The organism is Jiangella sp. DSM 45060, from assembly GCF_900105175.1.
Taxonomy (GTDB): Bacteria; Actinomycetota; Actinomycetes; order Jiangellales; family Jiangellaceae; genus Jiangella.
On the sequence record NZ_LT629771.1, the window covers coordinates 4,096,326 to 4,112,822 of the forward strand.

Here is a 16,497-nt window from a genome sequence, read left to right on the forward strand (position 1 = left end):
CGCACCACCACTGACATCCAGCAGGGCCGAGAACGCACAGGCACGAGCGCACCTCGATCGAAGGAGCAACGATGAGACGCACCAGCCTCGTCCGTCCGGGAGGAGGGCCACCGGCGAGATCCGCACGGTGGCGCCGGACGATCGTCCTGGCGAGCACGGCCGTCCTGGCGCTGAGCGTGACCGCGCTGCCCGCGCAGGGGCAGCCGGAGCCGGAGCCGGCCGAGCCCTCGCCGAGCGCCTCCAGTGCGCCGGCCGTCAAGGCCTCCAACACCGCCGACGACGCCAGCCCCGCCGCACGCCAGGCGCTGGCCGCCGCGAAGGCCAACGCCGCGGACGGTGCCGCCAAGGTGCTGGTCTTCCACGGCGCCGCCGCCGAGCAGGACGACCCCGTCGCGGCCGCAGTCGCGGCGGTGCAGGAACTGGGCGCGGCCAGCGGCATCGGCGTCGACGTGTCGTCGGACCCCGCCAGCTTCTCCGCGGACACGCTGGCCGGCTACCGCGGCGTCGTGTTCCTGTCCGCGATCGGCACCGAGCTGTCGCCGTCCCAGGAGGACGCGCTCGAGGCCTACATCGAGGACGGCGGCGGCTTCCTCGGCATCGGCGACGCCTCGCGCGCGCAGGAGCGGTCGGAGTGGTTCACCGGGCTGATCGGCAGCCGGCCGGTCGGCGCGCTGCCCGACTCGCTCGACGTCGCCTCCGTCAGCGCCACCGCCAACAACCCGCCGAACGAGGACGCGCCCAAGGTGGTCGACGGCAACGTCAACACCAAGTGGCTGGGCTTCGTGCGGACGGCGCAGATCACCGTCCGGCTGACCGAGCCGGCCGCGGTGAACCAGTACGCGCTGTCGTCGGCCAACGACTCCGCCGGCCGCGACCCGCAGGACTGGACCCTGCAGGGCTCGAACGACGGGACGACCTGGACCGACATCGACCGGCGGACCAACGAGGACTTCCCGGAGCGGTTCCAGACCAAGGCCTACGAGATCTCGAACACGACGGCCTACGAGTACCTCCGGCTGGACATCACCCGCAACTCCGGCGACACCATCACGCAGCTGGCCGAGCTGCAGTTCTTCGCCGGCGACATCATCGAGCCGCCGCCGGTGCCGGCGCTGGAGGCCACCGTCAGCATCGTCGACCGGCAGCACCCGGCCAACGACGGGCTGCCGCTGGAGCTGACGCTCACGGACCGCTGGACCAACTGGGCGCCGAACCCGGTCGGCACGGTGCACACCGTCGCGCAGGTCCAGGAGAACACCTATGACCCGGGCGAGGGCGCGAACGGCGCGTTCCACCCGGTCTCGTGGTGCCGTGACTACGACGGCGGCCGCTCGTTCTACACGAGCATGGGCGGCGCGGAGCAGAGCTGGAGCAACGCCGAGGTCCGCAGCCACATCACCGGCGCGCTGCAGTGGACCACCGGTCTCGTGCGCGGCGACTGCCAGGCCACCATCGGCGCGAACTACGAGATCGAGCGTCTGACGGCGCAGAACCAGCCGGGCCAGCTCGACCAGATCGGCGAGCCGCACGGCCTGGACGTCGCCGCCGACGGCACCGTCTTCTACATCGGCAAGGCGGCCTGCGCCACCGGCCCGATCGCGTCGTGGGACGACCCGAACGTCGGGCGCGGCTGCGGCACGATCCACCAGTGGGACCCGGAGTCCGGCGACGTCACGCAGCTGGCCTCGCTCGACGTGTTCGGCAACCGCGGCAGCGGGAGCGAGCTGGTGAAGGCCGAGGACGGCCTGGTCGGCATCGCGCTGGACCCGGCGTTCATGGACAACGGCTGGATCTACACCTACTGGATGCCGTACGAGTCGCTCGACCGTGAGCGCCGCGTCGGTGACCGGACCATCTCGCGGTTCACCTACGACCACGAGACGCAGGAGCTCGACCTCGACAGCCGCAAGGACCTGCTGTCCTGGGAGACCCAGATCCACAGCTGCTGCCACGCCGGCGGCGGCATGGACTTCGACTCCGACGGCAACCTGTACGTCGGCGTCGGGGACAGCAACTCCTCCGGCGGCTCCAGCGGCTACTCCGGCAACAACTGGACGCAGGAGTTCGGCGGGTACTCGTTCCAGGACGCGCGCCGCACGTCGGGCAACACGAACGACCTGAACGGCAAGATCCTGCGCATCCACCCGGAGGCCGACGGGACGTACACCATCCCCGAGGGCAACCTGTTCACCGGTGAGGAAGAGGGCGGCGGCAAGACCCGCCCGGAGATCTACGTCATGGGCGTGCGCAACATCTCGACCCTGTACGTCGACCCGGTGACGGACTACCTGCACGCCGCCTGGGTCGGCCCCGACGCCGGCGGCCCGAACGCCGACCTCGGCCCGGCCAAGTACGAGACGGCGACGATCATCACCTCGGCGGGCAACCAGGGCTGGCCGTACTGCATGGGCAACCGGCAGCCGTACCGCGACCGCAGCAACACCGACGCGTCGGTGCTGACCGACTGGTACGACTGCAAGGGCAACCTGATGAACACCTCGCCGCGCAACACCGGCCTGGTCGACATCCCGGACGCCCGCGACAACATGATCTGGTACTCCCCGCAGGGCGGTAACCCGGACTTCCCGGACCGCGGCGACGGCATCCCGACGTACGACAACGACGACGCCACCTACGGGTTCCCGTACATGCGCAGCGGCGGCTGCCAGGCCGTCATGACCGGCCCGACGTTCCGGGAGTCGCTGGTCGACACCGACAGCGGCATCTCGTGGCCGTCGTACTGGGAGGGCAAGTGGATCCTCGGTGACAACTGCGGCTCGAGCAGCCGGATCGCCGTCACCGTCGACCCTGAGGGCATCGAGGAGCAGGCGCCGCCGCTGTTCGCGGAGGACCTGCGCCCGATCATCCCGCACGGCGCCGGCAGCAACCAGCTGAACAGCTGGATGATGACGTCGCGGTTCGGCCCGGACGGCGCCCTCTACATGTCCGACTACAGCGGCGGGTTCTTCAGCCTCACTCCGAACCAGAAGCTGCTCCGCGTGGTCTACAACGGCGGCCCGGCCACCCCGGTGGCGACGGCGTCGGCGACGGCCGTGCAGAACAAGCCGCTGACCATCGCCTTCACCGGCGCCCGCTCCGGCGGCGTGTCCTACGCGTGGGACTTCGGCGACGGCGCGACGTCGGACGAGGCGAACCCGCGGCACACCTACGCCGCGGTGGGCAGCTACACCGCGACGCTGACGGTGACGTACGCCGACGGCGAGACCATGACCACCGAGGTCGAGGTCACCGTCGGGTGCGCGGTGCCGGACGACCGCTCCACGGTCTTCCTGCGCGACACCGACACCGGCGTGACGAACGACGTCGTCGGCGAGGGCTGCACGATCAACGACCTCATCGACGACGAGAGCAGCTGGCCGAACCACGGCCAGTTCGTCCGGCACGTCACCGACACCGCGAACGGCCTGGCCGCCGACGGCGTCATCACGGCGCGGGAGAAGGCCACGCTGTCGCGGCTCGCGGCGCAGTCCGAGATCGGCACGCCCGGCGACACCGGCTGGGACGCCATCTTCGACGGGACCGCTCAGTCCCTCGAGGGCTGGACCCAGGCGCCCGGCGGCTTCTTCGAGCTGCAGGACGACGGGACGATCATCAGCCGCGGCGGGCTGGGCATGCTCTGGTACGCCGAGAAGGAGTTCGCGGACTACTCGATCCGGCTGCAGTTCCGTGACGTGTCACCCGGCACGACGCGGGCCAACAGCGGTGTGTTCATCCGGTTCCCGAACCCGAACCAGCCGCTGGCGGAGCGTCCGGAGTGCGGTCGCGTCGGTTCCGCGGCGAACTCGCCGGCCTGGGTCGCGATCTACTGCGGCCACGAGATCCAGATCTACGACGGCGAGACCGGCGAGCCGCAGAAGACCGGGTCGGTCTACAACTTCGATTCGATCCAGCTGCCCGGTTCCGGCGCCACTCCGAAGGGCGAGTGGAACGACTACGAGATCCGGGTCGAGGGCCAGCACTACACGATCATCCGCAACGGAGTGGTGATCAACGAGTTCGACAACGTGCCTGGCATCGAGTCGTCTCGCGCGGGTGACCCGCCGACCGACCTGCGCCAGTTCCTCAGCGGATACGTCGGGTTGCAGAACCACGGCAACAACGACCAGATCGAATTCCGCAACATCCGAGTCCGGGAGCTGTAGGACCCCGGCGGCCGGCTGGACGGGCGCGACCTCACCCCCCGGGTCGCGCCCGTTCCGGCGGGCCTCGGCCGCCGGGACGCTCGGCGTCTCGCGGATTCACGAAAGAGGTGCGGCACTTCATGCTTCAACGACTCTGGGCGGACCTCACCGGCCGCCATCCTTCGACGGGCCGGTCCGGCCGCCGGCGGGTGACGCCCCAGGGCGTCGTCGTCGCGGTGCTGACCACGGCCCTCATGGCGGCCGGCCTGGCGCCGGCGGCGGCCGCGCTGCGCGGCGCACCGGCGCCCGCGTCGTCGTCCGTCTCCGGCAGCAGCGAGACGGCGGCCGCGCAGACCCTGACCTGGACCGCGAACAACAGCGTGACGGCGTACGCGTCGGCCCCGACCACGGCGGTCGCCGGGCCGACGACGATCGTCTTCGAGAACAGCGTGGCCACCGGCAACACCAGCGGCATGCCGCACACGCTGACGTTCGAGACCGGCGACCCGCAGTACAACCAGGACGTCGACCTCAACCTCACGGCGAACCCGTTCGACCCGAACGGCGGCCGGTACGAGGCCGAGGTCACCCTGACCCCGGGCGTGTACAAGTTCTACTGCGCATTCCCCGGCCACGGTTCGATGACCGGCCTGCTGGTCGTCACCGGCGGTACCGAGGACACCACCCCGCCTGAGGTGACGGCGACGGTGACCGGCGACCAGAACGCCGACGGCGACTACGTCGGCTCGGCCACGGTGACGGTGAACGCCACCGATGCCGGATCGGGCGTCGACACCATCGAGTACGAGATCGACGACACCGGGTTCAAGCCGTACACGGGCCCCGTCACCGTCTCCGAGATCGGCGACCACTCGGTGCAGTACCGGGCGACGGACAACGCCGGCAACACCTCACCGGACGGATCGGTGCAGTTCAGCGTCGTCGAGCCCGAGCCCGACGACACCACGCCACCGGACATCTCGGCGGCGGTCGCCGGCGAACAGGACGACCAGGGCAACTACATCGGGTCGGCGACGGTCACGGTGACGGCGACGGACGCGGAGTCCGGCGTCGCGTCGGTCGAGTACAACCTCGACAACGGCGGCTGGCAGGCGTACACCGCACCCGTGCAGGTGACGGCGATCGGCGCGCACACGCTGCAGTACCGGGCCACGGACAACGCCGGCAACGTCGCGCCGGTCGAGTCGGTGCCGTTCACCGTCGTCGAGCCGGAGCCCGACGACACCACCCCGCCGGACATCTCGGCGACGGTCACCGGCGACCAGAACGCCGACGGCGACTACGTCGGGTCCGCGACGGTCACCGTCACGGCGACGGACGCGCAGTCCGGCGTCGCGTCGGTGGAGTACAGCCTGAACGGCGCCGCGTTCGCCCCGTACACCGCGCCCGTCGTGGTGTCGTCGATCGGCGACCACACGGTGCAGTACCGGGCGACGGACAACGCGGGCAACGTCGCGCCCGTCGAGGCCGTCCAGTTCACCGTCGTCGAGCCGGAGCCCGACGACACCACCCCGCCGGAGGTCGCGGCGGCCGTCGCCGGCGAGCAGAACGACCAGGGCGACTACGTGGCGTCGGCGACGGTGACGATCACGGCGACCGACGCCGAGTCGGGCGTCGAGTCGATCGCGTACGCCCTGGACGGCGGCTCGTTCCAGCCGTACACGGCGCCGGTCGTGGTCTCGGCCGTCGGCGACCACGTCGTGCAGTACCGGGCCACGGACAACGCCGGCAACACCTCGCCGGTCGAGTCGGTGGCGTTCACCGTCGTCGAGCCGGAGCCCGACGACACCACCCCGCCGCAGACGTCGGCCACTGTCACCGGTGACCAGAACGCCGACGGCGATTTCGTGGGGTCGGCCACGGTGACGATCACCGCGTCGGACGCGCAGTCCGGCGTCGCGTCGATCGAGTACAACCTGGACGGCGCGGGCTTCACCGCCTACACGACGCCGCTGGTCGTCAGCGCGCTCGGCGACCACACCGTGCAGTACCGGGCCACGGACAACGCGGGCAACCTCGCGCCCGTGCAGTCGGTGGCCTTCACCGTCGTCGAGCCGGAGCCCGACGACACCACCGCGCCGGACGTGTCCGCGGCCGTGGCCGGCGACCAGAACCCCGACGGCGAGTACGTCGGGTCGGCGACCGTGACGATCACGGCGACCGACGCCGAGTCGGGCGTCGAGTCGATCGCGTACGCCCTGGACGGCGGCTCGTTCCAGCCGTACACGGCGCCGGTCGTGGTCTCGGCCGTCGGCGACCACGTCGTGCAGTACCGGGCGACCGACAACGCCGGCAACACCTCGCCGGTCGAGTCGGTGGCGTTCACCGTCGTCGAGCCGGAGCCGGACGACACCACCGCGCCGGAGACGTCTGCGGCCGTGACGGGCTCGCAGAACCCGGACGGCGACTACATCGCGTCCGCGACGGTGACGATCACGGCGTCGGACGCGCAGTCCGGCGTCGCGTCGATCGAGTACGACCTCGACGGCGCCGGCTTCACCGCCTACACGGCGCCGGTCGTGGTCTCGGCCGTCGGCGACCACGTCGTGCGGTACCGGGCCACGGACAACGCCGGCAACGTCGCGCCGGTCGAGTCGGTCTCGTTCACCGTCGTCGAGGTGGAGCCGGACGACACGACGCCGCCGGCGGTCTCCGGCGTGGTCTCGGGCGAGCAGAACGCGGACGGCGCCTACGTCGACTCCGCGACCGTGACCGTCACCGCGACGGACGCGGAGTCCGGCGTCGCGTCGGTCGTCTACTCGCTCGACGACGGGGCGTTCGTCCCGTACACCGCGCCGGTCGTCGTCGGCACCGTCGGCGAGCACACCGTCCGGTACCGGGCGACGGACAACGCCGGCAACGAGTCGGAAGTGGGGTCGGTGACGTTCACCGTCGTCGAGCGCGACGGCGACGCCTGCCCCGACTCCGACACCCGCCCGACGGTGGTCATCGGCGGCCTCGACTCGCTCGTGGCCAACGTCGACCGCGGTGACGGCTGCACCGTCAACGACCTCATCGACGACGAGGGCGAGTGGCCGAACCACGGCGCGTTCGTCCGGCACGTCACCGAGGTCGCGAACCAGCTGGTCACCGACGGCGTCATCACCAGCCGGGAGCGGGGCATGCTGACCCGCACCGCGGCCGCGTCCGACGTCGGCACCACGCCCCCGGCCGAGGCGGTGGCGGCCAAGGCGGCGGCCACGGCGGAGCCGGCCGAGCCGTCGATCGAGGAGGCGCTCGAGCACGCCGGGCACCACTAGGAAGGAGACCACGGACGCCCCGGGGACCGCAGCCCCGGGGCGTCCGCGCGTTCAGCGGCGTGGGGCCGGGGACGCCAGCAGGGGTAGGCACGGGCGTCCGAGCGAGGAACGAGCGAGGCGGGCGGGGCTGGCGTCCCCGGCCCCACGCCCGCACGCGACCGCACGGTCGGTTCAGCGCCGGATCCGCCGGCCCAGCCACCCGTCGTCCGTCGCCACCACCCGGCCGACGACCGCCGTCACGAGGAAGCAGAACGCGACCACGTACAGCCAGGCCAGGTACGTGAACGCGACGCCGATGGAGCCGAACCGGTCCGCGCTGGATTCCAGCGCCCGCGGCAGCCACACCGCCGACGCGGGGCGGACCGCGATCATCGTCACGGCGAACAGCAGCGCGCCGGGCAGCAGCAGCCGCGGCCGCACGGCGCCGGCCAGCAGCACCCACGGCAGGAACAGCGCGACACCCGTGTCCGCCGCGAACGCCGTCGCCGACTGCCACGCCCGCGGCTGCGGCAGCCCGTCGGCGAACGCCGCCAGCTGCCGCACCACCACGATCGCCAGCGCCAGCCCGACGACCGCGGCCAGCCAGCGCCAGGCCGAGCCGAGCCGGTTGCGCGGCCGCGGCAGCGACCACACCGCCGTGAACGCCCGCGTCACCGCGCGCGACAGGCTGGTCGCCGAGATCAGCACGATCAGCACACCGGCCACCCCGAACGCCGCACCCGACGACCCCTCCACCGCGTCGTCCAGCACCGCCTTCGACTCGTCCGGGATCCGCAACGCCTCCGCCGTCGCGTCCGACGCGCTCGCCCCGGCCCACGTCGCGAACAGGATCAGGATCGGCAGCACCGAGCTGAACAGCTGCGCCGCCACCGTCATCGCCCGATCGAACACGTCGATGCGCACACACCCGGCCGCACTGGTGATCGCGATCCGCCCCGGCCAGCGGTGCAACAGCCAGGCGGGCGCCCGGATCGGCTCGTTCTCCTCCATCGACACGGCCCATCCCACCTCGCCGCGCCCCGTTCCGGCCCACCCGCCGCGGGTGATGTCCGGCCGCCCGGCGAGGATGTGTCCATGGCCTTGGCGACGGCGTTCACGGACCTGTTCCACGTGCGGCACCCCATCGCGCTCGCGCCGATGGGCGGCTCGGCCGGCGGTGCGCTGGCCGCGGCCGTGTCGCACGCCGGCGGCTTCGGCATCCTCGGCGCCGCATTCGGCGACCGCGAGTGGCTGAACCGCGAGGTGCCGATCGTCGCGTCGCGGCCCGGACTGCCGTGGGGCGTCGGGTTTCTCACCTGGGGGATCCAGGACGGTGCGGTGGAGCACGTCCTGGAACACGGCCCGCGGGCCGTCATGCTGTCCTTCGGCGACCCCACCCCCTACACCGAGCGGATCCGCGCGGCCGGCGCGGCGCTGATCCTGCAGGTCACCGACCTCGAGGAGGCGAGGCAGGCGGTCGATCTCGGCGCCGACGTCATCGTGGCCCAGGGCACCGAGGCCGGCGGGCACGGTGCCCGGCGGGGACGATCCACGCTGTCGTTCGTGCCCGTCGTGGTCGACCTGGCGACACCGGTGCCGGTGCTGGCCGCCGGCGGCATCGCCGACGGCCGTGGCGTGGCAGCCGCTCTGGCCCTGGGCGCGGCCGGCGCGCTGATCGGCACCCGGTTCCAGGCGACGGCCGAGGCGCTGGTCGACCCCGGTATCGCCCAGGCGATCGTCGACGGCTCGGCCGAGGACACCGAGCGCAGCGCCATCCTGGACCTCGCCCGCGGCTCAGACTGGCCGTCGCGGTATCTGGCGCGCACGCTCGGCCACCCGTATCTCGACCGATGGCGCGGCCGCGAGACCGACCTCGCCCGCGACGCCCAGGCCCGGCAGGACTACCAGGCCGACGTCGCGCGCGGCGCGATTCCCCCACTCCCCGTCTGGGCCGGCGAGGGTGTCGACCTCATCACCGACCTCCCCTCCGCCGGCGACCTCGTCGCCACGCTGGCCACCCAGGCCGAGGACGCACTGGCCCGAGCGGCCCGCCGACCGCCGCCGGGGTAAGGTTCTCGGGCGCGAGCGTGTGCTCGCCGCTCCCGGGGCGGTAGCTCAGCCGGTTAGAGCAGGGGACTCATAATCCCTGGGTCGTGGGTTCGAGTCCCACCCGCCCTACACAGATTCGCCCAGCTCAGAGCGCACCTAATCCCTGAAGCCAGCGCAGCATGTCGCTGCGTGGTGCCTCTCGTGGTGCGAGTTGCCGTAGGATCGCCTCATGACGGCTCGCTCAGCGCCTCGCCGACGCTCCCGGGGGCAGGTCGAGGTACTGCCCTCTGGCGCACTCCGGGTCAAGGTGTATGCCGGCCGCGACCCTGTCTCCAAGCGCAGGTTCTACCTGACCGAGACGGTGCCACCTGGTCCGAAGCAGGAGCGAGAGGCCGAACAGGCACGCACAAGGCTGCTGAATCAGGTCGACGAGAAGCGGAATCCCAAGACCCGCGCCACTGTCGATCAGCTGATGGTGAAGTACCTCGACGTCCTCGATGTGGACGTGCAGACCATGCGCGGCTACCGGTCGAAGTATCAGAACCACATAAAGCCCCTGATCGGCTCGTTGCCGCTCAACCGCCTCGACGTCGAGGTGCTCGACTCTTTCTATTCGCAACTTCGGACGTGTCGAGACCACTGTCGCGGCCGGACCTACATCCAGCACAGGACCGACCGGACACACCAATGTGACGAGCACGAAGGCAACAGATGCCCTCGCAACAACCCAGAGGGCTGCCGGCGATGCCGCCGCATGTGCAAGCCACACGTCTGCAAAGGTCTCGGCAACTCGACGATTCGGCAGATTCATTGGATCCTGAGCGGCGCCCTCGAACGCGCCGTGGTCTGGAAGTACCTCTCGGTCAACCCCGCCGAGCAGGCCGACAAGCCAGGGCTACCCACTCCGAACCCCCAGGCCCCAACTGTGGCCGAGTCGGCCCGGCTGATCCTCGCCGCCTGGGAAGATGATCCGGAGTGGGGCGCGCTCGTGTGGACCAAGGCGACGACCGGTAGCCGGCGCGGGGAGATGCTCGCCCTACGATTCTCCGATCGCGAGCGCCGGCCCGACACAACATCCGTTCTTAAGGTCGAGCGGTCGATCTTCATCAACGATGACGGCCTTCTCGAGGAGAAGGACACGAAAACCCACCAGCAGCGACGGATCGTTCTCGATCCTGAAACGGACGCGGTCCTCGACGAGGTCGAGGACCGTGCGCGCCGCCGAGCCGCGCTTGCCGGAACTGACTTCGATCCCAATGCGTACATGTTCTCGCCATCGCCGGACGGCAGCATTCCTCTGCATCCGGACAGCGTTTCGAAGCGGTATGCGAGGCTCGCGAGACGCCTCGGGATCGATACGACGCTGAGAAACATGCGCCACTACAACGTCACCGAGCTCATAATGGCCGACGTCAACATCCGCACCGTTGCCGGCCGCGCCGGGCATAGCGGCGGCGGAACGACAACACTTCGGGTCTACACGGCGTGGTCATCGGAAGCCGCCCAACGCTCGGCCGGCATCCTCACACCCCGAATGCCACCCCGGCCCAGTTCGCACGAGTTCGAACACGACCCAGCGAAAGGCGCCCTACCGAGCCCAATCGACGACGATCTCCAGCCCTATCAGCGGATTGCGGCAGACCTTCGCGGGGCCATCGACAGCGGCATCCTTGCACCAGGCGACCGCCTCCCACCGGAAACCGCTCTAGCCGCCCGCTACGGCGTCGCGGCGAGCACGGCCCACCGCGCGATCGCCGCGTTGGTTGCGGCCGGGCTCGTTAGTCCCGCGCGAGGCAAACGTCCCACGCTTGTAATCAGTCTTGCGGCCGACGCTTCAGAGGAATCTGCCAGCGTCCTGCAGTTGAGACCGCACGCTTCCACAGACTGAAGCTAAGCCTTTGCGGCGGCGGCTTAACAGCGGGTGGGCACGGCGGGTGTCCGAGCCGCTTCGGCACTTGCGTCATGCCGCCGCGAACGTGACGCCCGGTCTCCAGCTGAGCAAACAGGCGGGTTCGTCGTGTGCCTTTCGGGGCGATCTTCGCCTTCGGCCGTCACCCGCGACTCAGCGCCGAAAACTCCGTGGCCCGCATCGGCGCAGCACGGGACACTTGGGTCTGTGACCGATGACCAAGTCTCCCGCCCACCGAGTGATGGAACGGTCGCGGCGAGCGGCGCCGCGCAGGCTCGGCTGCTAGAGCTCGCCGAGCTGTGCCACATCTGCCGGGTGGCATTCCATTTGACTGCCGATCGATTCCACTGGCGGCCCGCACTGGGGTCGGCGGCGGAGGTGCTGGCGGCGGCTCTGCCGAGTCCAGATCCGCTTCTGGCAACGCCGCGCATAGAGACCGGGCATCGACTGGTTGCGGGTGTCGTGCAGACGTACCTCCTCACTGCGGCTGGTCACCTTGGTGCACTGTCTGCCCTTTACCGCACCGGTGAGGTGCTGTTCACGCCGGGGATGGTGGTTCGCGGGGTCATCGAGTGCAGCGCCCGTGTCGTATGGGTGCTCGGCGACCGGGGCGACGTGCCAGAGGAACTACTGGTCCGCGGGTACCTCGAGGAACTTCTGAGCGCTGAGGAGGCTAAGAAGGCAGCCGGCCGGCTCGGCGGGAAGTCGACCGACCGGTACAAGAAGCTGGAGAAGACCTACAAGGATCTGAAGACGGAGATCGCCGGGCGGTTCCCAGGCACAACCCTTGATGACCTCAGCCGGTGGATGCTGGGCGGGCAGACCTTGGCGAGGCCGAGCGAGGTAGTTACCTGGATGTACGGGTTGCTGGAGCGTCACGCAGGTTCGATGGTCACCAGCAAGATGTCGGAGGGCATCTACGACTACTTGTCGAACGTGACTCACCCGACGCTGTACCCGACTCGCGATCTCCGTGAGTGGGTGCCGTCGCCGGATCATCCCGACGAGCTGGTCACCATCCTTCACGTGGAGACCGATTTCGTCGAGCGACAGACGGTGGCTGCGGTGCTCGCGTACTACAACGCGTTGTCGTCCGTTACGTCCTACTTCGGGTGGAGCACCGACATCCATGACCAGCTCACGGAGGCGATCGATCGGGTTCTTCCGGGTGTCCTGCAGGACCCAAAGTAGCGCCGGCCGGCCCTCGGGGGCGGCTCTGTGGCGTGGCTCGCGGCAGCGCGCGGAGTTGGGATGCTCCCCATCGGGGTGGCATCCGGTCAGATCCTCGCCGCCTGTCGTCGACGCCGACGCCGACCCGAACTCAAGAGTTGATCTTCGTACACAGGCCATCTAATTCCGCCCATTCCGCCGCCAACGCCCGTAGCTAACGTCGATCAAGCCCATGACGCCCGCGGAGGCGTTGCAACCCGCCATCATGGTCGCGCCGCTGGAGAGCGAGCGGTTGAGCTCCGCAGCCGCCAAGGCTCGCGGCCCTCTTCGCCGACTGGGAGGACAACTACCAGCACCTGGCACCTTGTTCGCGCTGAGCCTGCGGACTCGATGTCAGCCTTCGATCGCAAGCTTCGCCGACCTCCGAGCGCGTCGGCGGCGGAGCTGGTGCCACGGCGGGTCCAGGTAGTCCAGCACTGCGGCCTCGAGCGCCTTCAGCCGATCGGTCAGCGCGCGGTCCGGGACGACGTGGCCGACCTCTTCGTCGATGTACTCGGTCGCTTGCCAGATGCTCTCCATGGTGGTGCGGAGCGACGCAACCATGAACTGCGGCACGCCGGCAGACCGCAGCGTGGCGCAGAGCCGACCCAGCTCGGCGTCAGCCTCCGGCCAACCGGACTCCACGTTCGTCGGCATCCACATGATGCGGCGCAGGCCGGCCATCTCTGTGGCGGCCTGGCGTCGCAGCTCACCCCGCTTATCCACCTTGCTCGACGCGAGGCCGAGGGCGAAGGTCGCGACGGGCAACAGCTGGTCGAGCAGCTCGGAATCCACGACGGGCAGCGTAAGGTTCCGCATCGCAGACACACACTCAACACACGCTGCACGCGTTGCGATCGGGCGGGAAACATAACGTCATCGAACGGTGGGACCTAACGATTACACCAAAAGTGCGACATCGCTCTAGACGTAGGAATCTTCGCTGCTACTGTAAAAAATACGCGGACAGTCGTCTGCTGGTGGAAACATCAGCACCCGCATCGGCGGCTGTAGCCGGCTGACGCGTGATCAGAGGGCCGCCACCCACGGGTAGGCGGCCTTCGTCATGTCGTTGTACGGGTGCAACTTGAGGCCGTACGACGTGAGCGGCGCAGAGCCCCGGCGATACAGCAGCGGTGCGAGTTCCTGGAGGTAGCGCTGCTCAGTGTTCCCGAACCGGTCCTTCTCGAACGCCAGGGCCGTTGCAGATGCGACGCTGTCCGCGAGCTGCAGGTACTCGTTCCGACTCGGCTGATCGAGCGAACCGCCCGCCGGGTCGAGCGCCGGCCAGGCGATCTTGCAGGCCCCGTCGGGTTGACGGCGCAGCCGCTCCTCGTAATCGCGCAGCTTGGCGAGCTTGAAGCGCCGGATGTGAGCGAGGGTGTACTTCAGCTCGGCACCCTGGTCGCGAGCCAGCCACGACAGGCGCTCGAGGAGGAAGCGGAACGTGTACAGGTACGCCTGGTCGTCGTTCAACTGGGTCGACGCCGTCAGTGCGCGCTTGCAGACCACCACGTTGGAGACGGTCATCCAGTCCTGCGCTCCGATGGACTTCGCGACATGCAGGCGCTCGGGGTGGTGCTTAACGTTCCTCCAGTGCATGGTCTGGCCCGGCGCACGGCCGAGCTCCGACCGCAGAGACGCCAGGAAGGCCCTCGCGCGCGGCAAGTCACTCTCGTCAATGACGACGGCGGACATCACGAAGTGATCGCTCGACTTCGGACTGCTCGAACGCTGCCCGGACTCGTCGATATACGCGTGTATCACGGGCCGCGTCGACTGGACCACGAGGGGTAGGATACGCCCGCCGATCACCAACGTCCCAATCGTCACGGGGAAGATCAATATCGGCCTAGACCACCCGAAACGCTCCCTAGCAGGGCCCGTGCCGATGGGTGCGACGCGAACCGAGTTAGTGTCCGATAATCGGTACCGTCCGTGTCGCGTCAAGGCAGGGATCTTTGGTGGGCGCCATCGGGTCTGGCGGTCATGTCCCATCAGCCGGCGCGCGTACGTCGACAAGATCCTGGACCAACTTTCCCCGCGGTCGCTGCCGTCGCTGTCGATGCCCGGCCCGCGTCCTGCCACCCCCCGAACAGCGGTGGGCCAGTGGCGCATAGCGCTGCGCAACGCGGCCGCCCCGGGTGCCAACTACGCGCTCGTACTCCGGGACGACGGCTTTCGGCCATCGACATCCCGGCTGAACCTGGTCGAGATCTTCCTCGGGATCATCACCCGCCAAGCCATCCGACGCGGCACCTTCGCATTCGTCGAGGACCTCATCAGGACGACCGAGACTTGCTGCCAGTCAGTTCATCAGCGCAACGCTCAGGACCGCGATCAGCGCCAGCACGAAGAGGATTCCCGTCGCGCGCAGCCACCTCGTGCCTAGATGGCACAGGCCGAGGCCACGGGATCGGCGGGCCGTCAGGGCGACGAAGAAGAATGCCACGACGCCGGCGCAGCCGAATGCGACGATGCCCATGCCGAGGGCACCGCCAACCGCTTCAGGATCGCTCAGCGCGTACACCTTCGTCCGTCTTTACGTGGTCAGGTCGTTGCTCCTGCGCATCCTCGTCCAACTGCATGGCGCGGAGGGCGGCGAGTCGCCGCCGCCCGGTGGCTGGCGAGACGTTCAGGAATCGAGCGACGTCGTTGCCGGTCACACTACGGCCAGCGGCCCGCTCGGCGGCGAGCCACGCGCCGAGTTCCGGTTCGACGGCGGCCCGTCTCGGCGTCCCGGTTCGCGCTCGTCCGTGTGCTTCGGAGGTCACCTGGACGGGCGCGCTTGCCATTGCACGATCGGCCGCAGCCACTGCGCGGCTCACTCTGCCCCGCGCAGTGGTGTTGGAGCTCGGTGCTGCTCTCCTTGCTGAGTCCGAGCCATCCGACCAGCTTGCGGGCGGCGGGGGCGGTGAAAGCAGAACCACGAGAAGGTGGCTGGCGAGCAGCAAGGCCACCGCCGGCACCGCGCTCACGATGCTGGCCACCGTGACGCTGACCGCTGCTCGATTCGCATGGCCGCTGGCGTGCAGCGCGTTGCCCGCCACGCTGATCGCAGCGAAGACGATCAACGTGGCCCAGGGGTACCAGGTGACGCGCGGGCCGCGGTCGCGCAGGGCCACCGCCGCCGCTGTCGCGAGGAGGATGAAGCCGTCGACGATCAACGGCCACAGCCAGGCGATCGAGCGGTTGAGGCCGGCGACCGTGGCGAGCTCGCGCAATGCGTCGAAGCTGAGCGTGAACGCACCGATGGCGAGCGCCACTACCGTTGCGGCGATCATCGCGATCAGCCGTCTCGATGGCGCAGTTGCGCCGAATCCGCGCACGCGTGCGCGTTGCGCTCGCTCACGCGTCCGGTACTCCCCCACGGTGGGCTCGGAGCCACTGCGCGGCACGCGACCGCTCGGGTGAGCGACAAGTCGATCGCTCGCCGCATCGTTTGCGTGCGCGGCGACCGTCCCTGCGTTCAGCGTCTCGATGCTCATACACCGCTCCACTCCGGATTCATGCCAGCGCTCACCTGAGCGCCGCTCACCTATTGGGTGGCCCCTGCCGCGCACAATCTGCGAGGGAGTCTCGGTCTTGACCGTGCGTGCGCACGTGACGAAGGTCCGGAGGCCGACGATGGCCTAACGGCACGGCTCAGCGAGCCCGTGACGGCCGCGACGCCCGTGCCGAAGACTCAGCGAGCCCGTGACGGCCGCGACGCCCGTGCCGAAGACTCAGCGAGCCCGTGACGGCCGCGACGCCCGTGCCGAAGACTCAGCGAGCCCGTGACGGCCGCGACGCCCGTGCCGAAGACTCAGCGAGCCCGTGACGGCCGCGACGCCCGTGCCGAAGACTCAGCGAGCCCGTGACGGCCGCGACGCCCGTGCCGAAGACTCAGCGAGCCCGTGACGGCCGCGACGCCCGTGCCGAAGACTCA

At 69.7% G+C, this 16,497-nt stretch carries 10 protein-coding genes and 1 tRNA gene; 6 read left to right on the forward strand and 5 right to left on the reverse strand.

The window, feature by feature from the left end; genetic code table 11:
• Positions 1 to 71: 71 nt before the first annotated feature.
• Together BLU82_RS18370 and BLU82_RS18375 are read left to right on the forward strand one after the other, a co-directional pair.
• Complete coding sequence (locus BLU82_RS18370; RefSeq protein ID WP_092622570.1) at positions 72 to 4,163, forward strand: ThuA domain-containing protein; 4,092 nt, start codon at positions 72 to 74, stop codon at positions 4,161 to 4,163.
• 119 nt (positions 4,164 to 4,282) lie between these two features.
• The gene (locus BLU82_RS18375; RefSeq protein ID WP_197682305.1) at positions 4,283 to 7,423 is read left to right on the forward strand and encodes an Ig-like domain repeat protein; all 3,141 of its coding nucleotides are present in this window, start codon (positions 4,283 to 4,285) and stop codon (positions 7,421 to 7,423) included.
• 171 nt (positions 7,424 to 7,594) lie between these two features.
• Here BLU82_RS18375 and BLU82_RS18380 read toward each other — a convergent pair whose 3' ends face one another.
• Complete coding sequence (locus BLU82_RS18380) at positions 7,595 to 8,413, reverse strand: YhjD/YihY/BrkB family envelope integrity protein (protein ID WP_092622572.1); 819 nt, start codon at positions 8,411 to 8,413, stop codon at positions 7,595 to 7,597.
• An 84-nt stretch (positions 8,414 to 8,497) separates the two neighbouring features.
• Between BLU82_RS18380 and BLU82_RS18385 the strand changes: the two genes are divergently transcribed.
• From BLU82_RS18385 to BLU82_RS18400, 4 genes are all read left to right on the forward strand, one after another.
• Positions 8,498 to 9,472 (forward strand): nitronate monooxygenase family protein, encoded by a 975-nt coding sequence (locus tag BLU82_RS18385; RefSeq protein ID WP_092622573.1) that lies wholly within the window; start codon positions 8,498 to 8,500, stop codon positions 9,470 to 9,472.
• Positions 9,473 to 9,506: 34 nt separating this feature from the next.
• A tRNA-Ile gene (locus BLU82_RS18390) sits at positions 9,507 to 9,580 on the forward strand.
• A 100-nt stretch (positions 9,581 to 9,680) separates the two neighbouring features.
• Positions 9,681 to 11,339 carry a GntR family transcriptional regulator gene (locus BLU82_RS18395; RefSeq protein WP_092622574.1) on the forward strand — a complete coding sequence of 553 codons (1,659 nt, stop codon included), beginning with the start codon at positions 9,681 to 9,683 and terminating at the stop codon, positions 11,337 to 11,339.
• 228 nt (positions 11,340 to 11,567) lie between these two features.
• Positions 11,568 to 12,551, forward strand: a complete 984-nt coding sequence (locus tag BLU82_RS18400) for a hypothetical protein (protein WP_197682306.1) — start codon at positions 11,568 to 11,570, stop codon at positions 12,549 to 12,551.
• Positions 12,552 to 12,923: 372 nt separating this feature from the next.
• On the opposite strand, the gene BLU82_RS18405 is transcribed toward BLU82_RS18400, so the two are convergent.
• The 4 genes from BLU82_RS18405 to BLU82_RS18420 all read right to left on the reverse strand — a co-directional run bounded on the left by BLU82_RS18405 (position 12,924) and on the right by BLU82_RS18420 (position 16,057).
• Positions 12,924 to 13,364 (reverse strand): hypothetical protein, encoded by a 441-nt coding sequence (locus BLU82_RS18405; protein WP_157741106.1) that lies wholly within the window; start codon positions 13,362 to 13,364, stop codon positions 12,924 to 12,926.
• Between the two features lie 234 nt (positions 13,365 to 13,598).
• Positions 13,599 to 14,357: a DUF3800 domain-containing protein gene (locus tag BLU82_RS18410; protein WP_157741107.1), complete on the reverse strand. Its 759-nt coding sequence runs from the start codon at positions 14,355 to 14,357 to the stop codon at positions 13,599 to 13,601.
• 520 nt (positions 14,358 to 14,877) lie between these two features.
• Positions 14,878 to 15,099, reverse strand: a complete 222-nt coding sequence (locus BLU82_RS18415; RefSeq protein WP_092622577.1) for a hypothetical protein — start codon at positions 15,097 to 15,099, stop codon at positions 14,878 to 14,880.
• Positions 15,077 to 16,057, reverse strand: a complete 981-nt coding sequence (locus tag BLU82_RS18420; protein WP_092622578.1) for a DUF2637 domain-containing protein — start codon at positions 16,055 to 16,057, stop codon at positions 15,077 to 15,079. The genes BLU82_RS18415 and BLU82_RS18420 overlap by 23 nt, the downstream gene beginning before the upstream one ends.
• Between the last annotated feature and the right edge of the window lie 440 nt (positions 16,058 to 16,497).

What these genes read in the sequence shown, in the direction of transcription:
- BLU82_RS18370 (WP_092622570.1), top strand. Translation starts at nt 72, where the DNA reads ATGAGACGCACCAGCCTCGTCCGTCCGGGAGGAGGGCCACCGGCGAGA.
- BLU82_RS18375 (WP_197682305.1), top strand. Translation starts at nt 4,283, where the DNA reads ATGCTTCAACGACTCTGGGCGGACCTCACCGGCCGCCATCCTTCGACG.
- BLU82_RS18420 (WP_092622578.1), bottom strand. Translation starts at nt 16,057, where the DNA reads ATGAGCATCGAGACGCTGAACGCAGGGACGGTCGCCGCGCACGCAAAC.
- BLU82_RS18395 (WP_092622574.1), top strand. Translation starts at nt 9,681, where the DNA reads ATGACGGCTCGCTCAGCGCCTCGCCGACGCTCCCGGGGGCAGGTCGAG.
- BLU82_RS18385 (WP_092622573.1), top strand. Translation starts at nt 8,498, where the DNA reads ATGGCCTTGGCGACGGCGTTCACGGACCTGTTCCACGTGCGGCACCCC.
- BLU82_RS18380 (WP_092622572.1), bottom strand. Translation starts at nt 8,413, where the DNA reads ATGGAGGAGAACGAGCCGATCCGGGCGCCCGCCTGGCTGTTGCACCGC.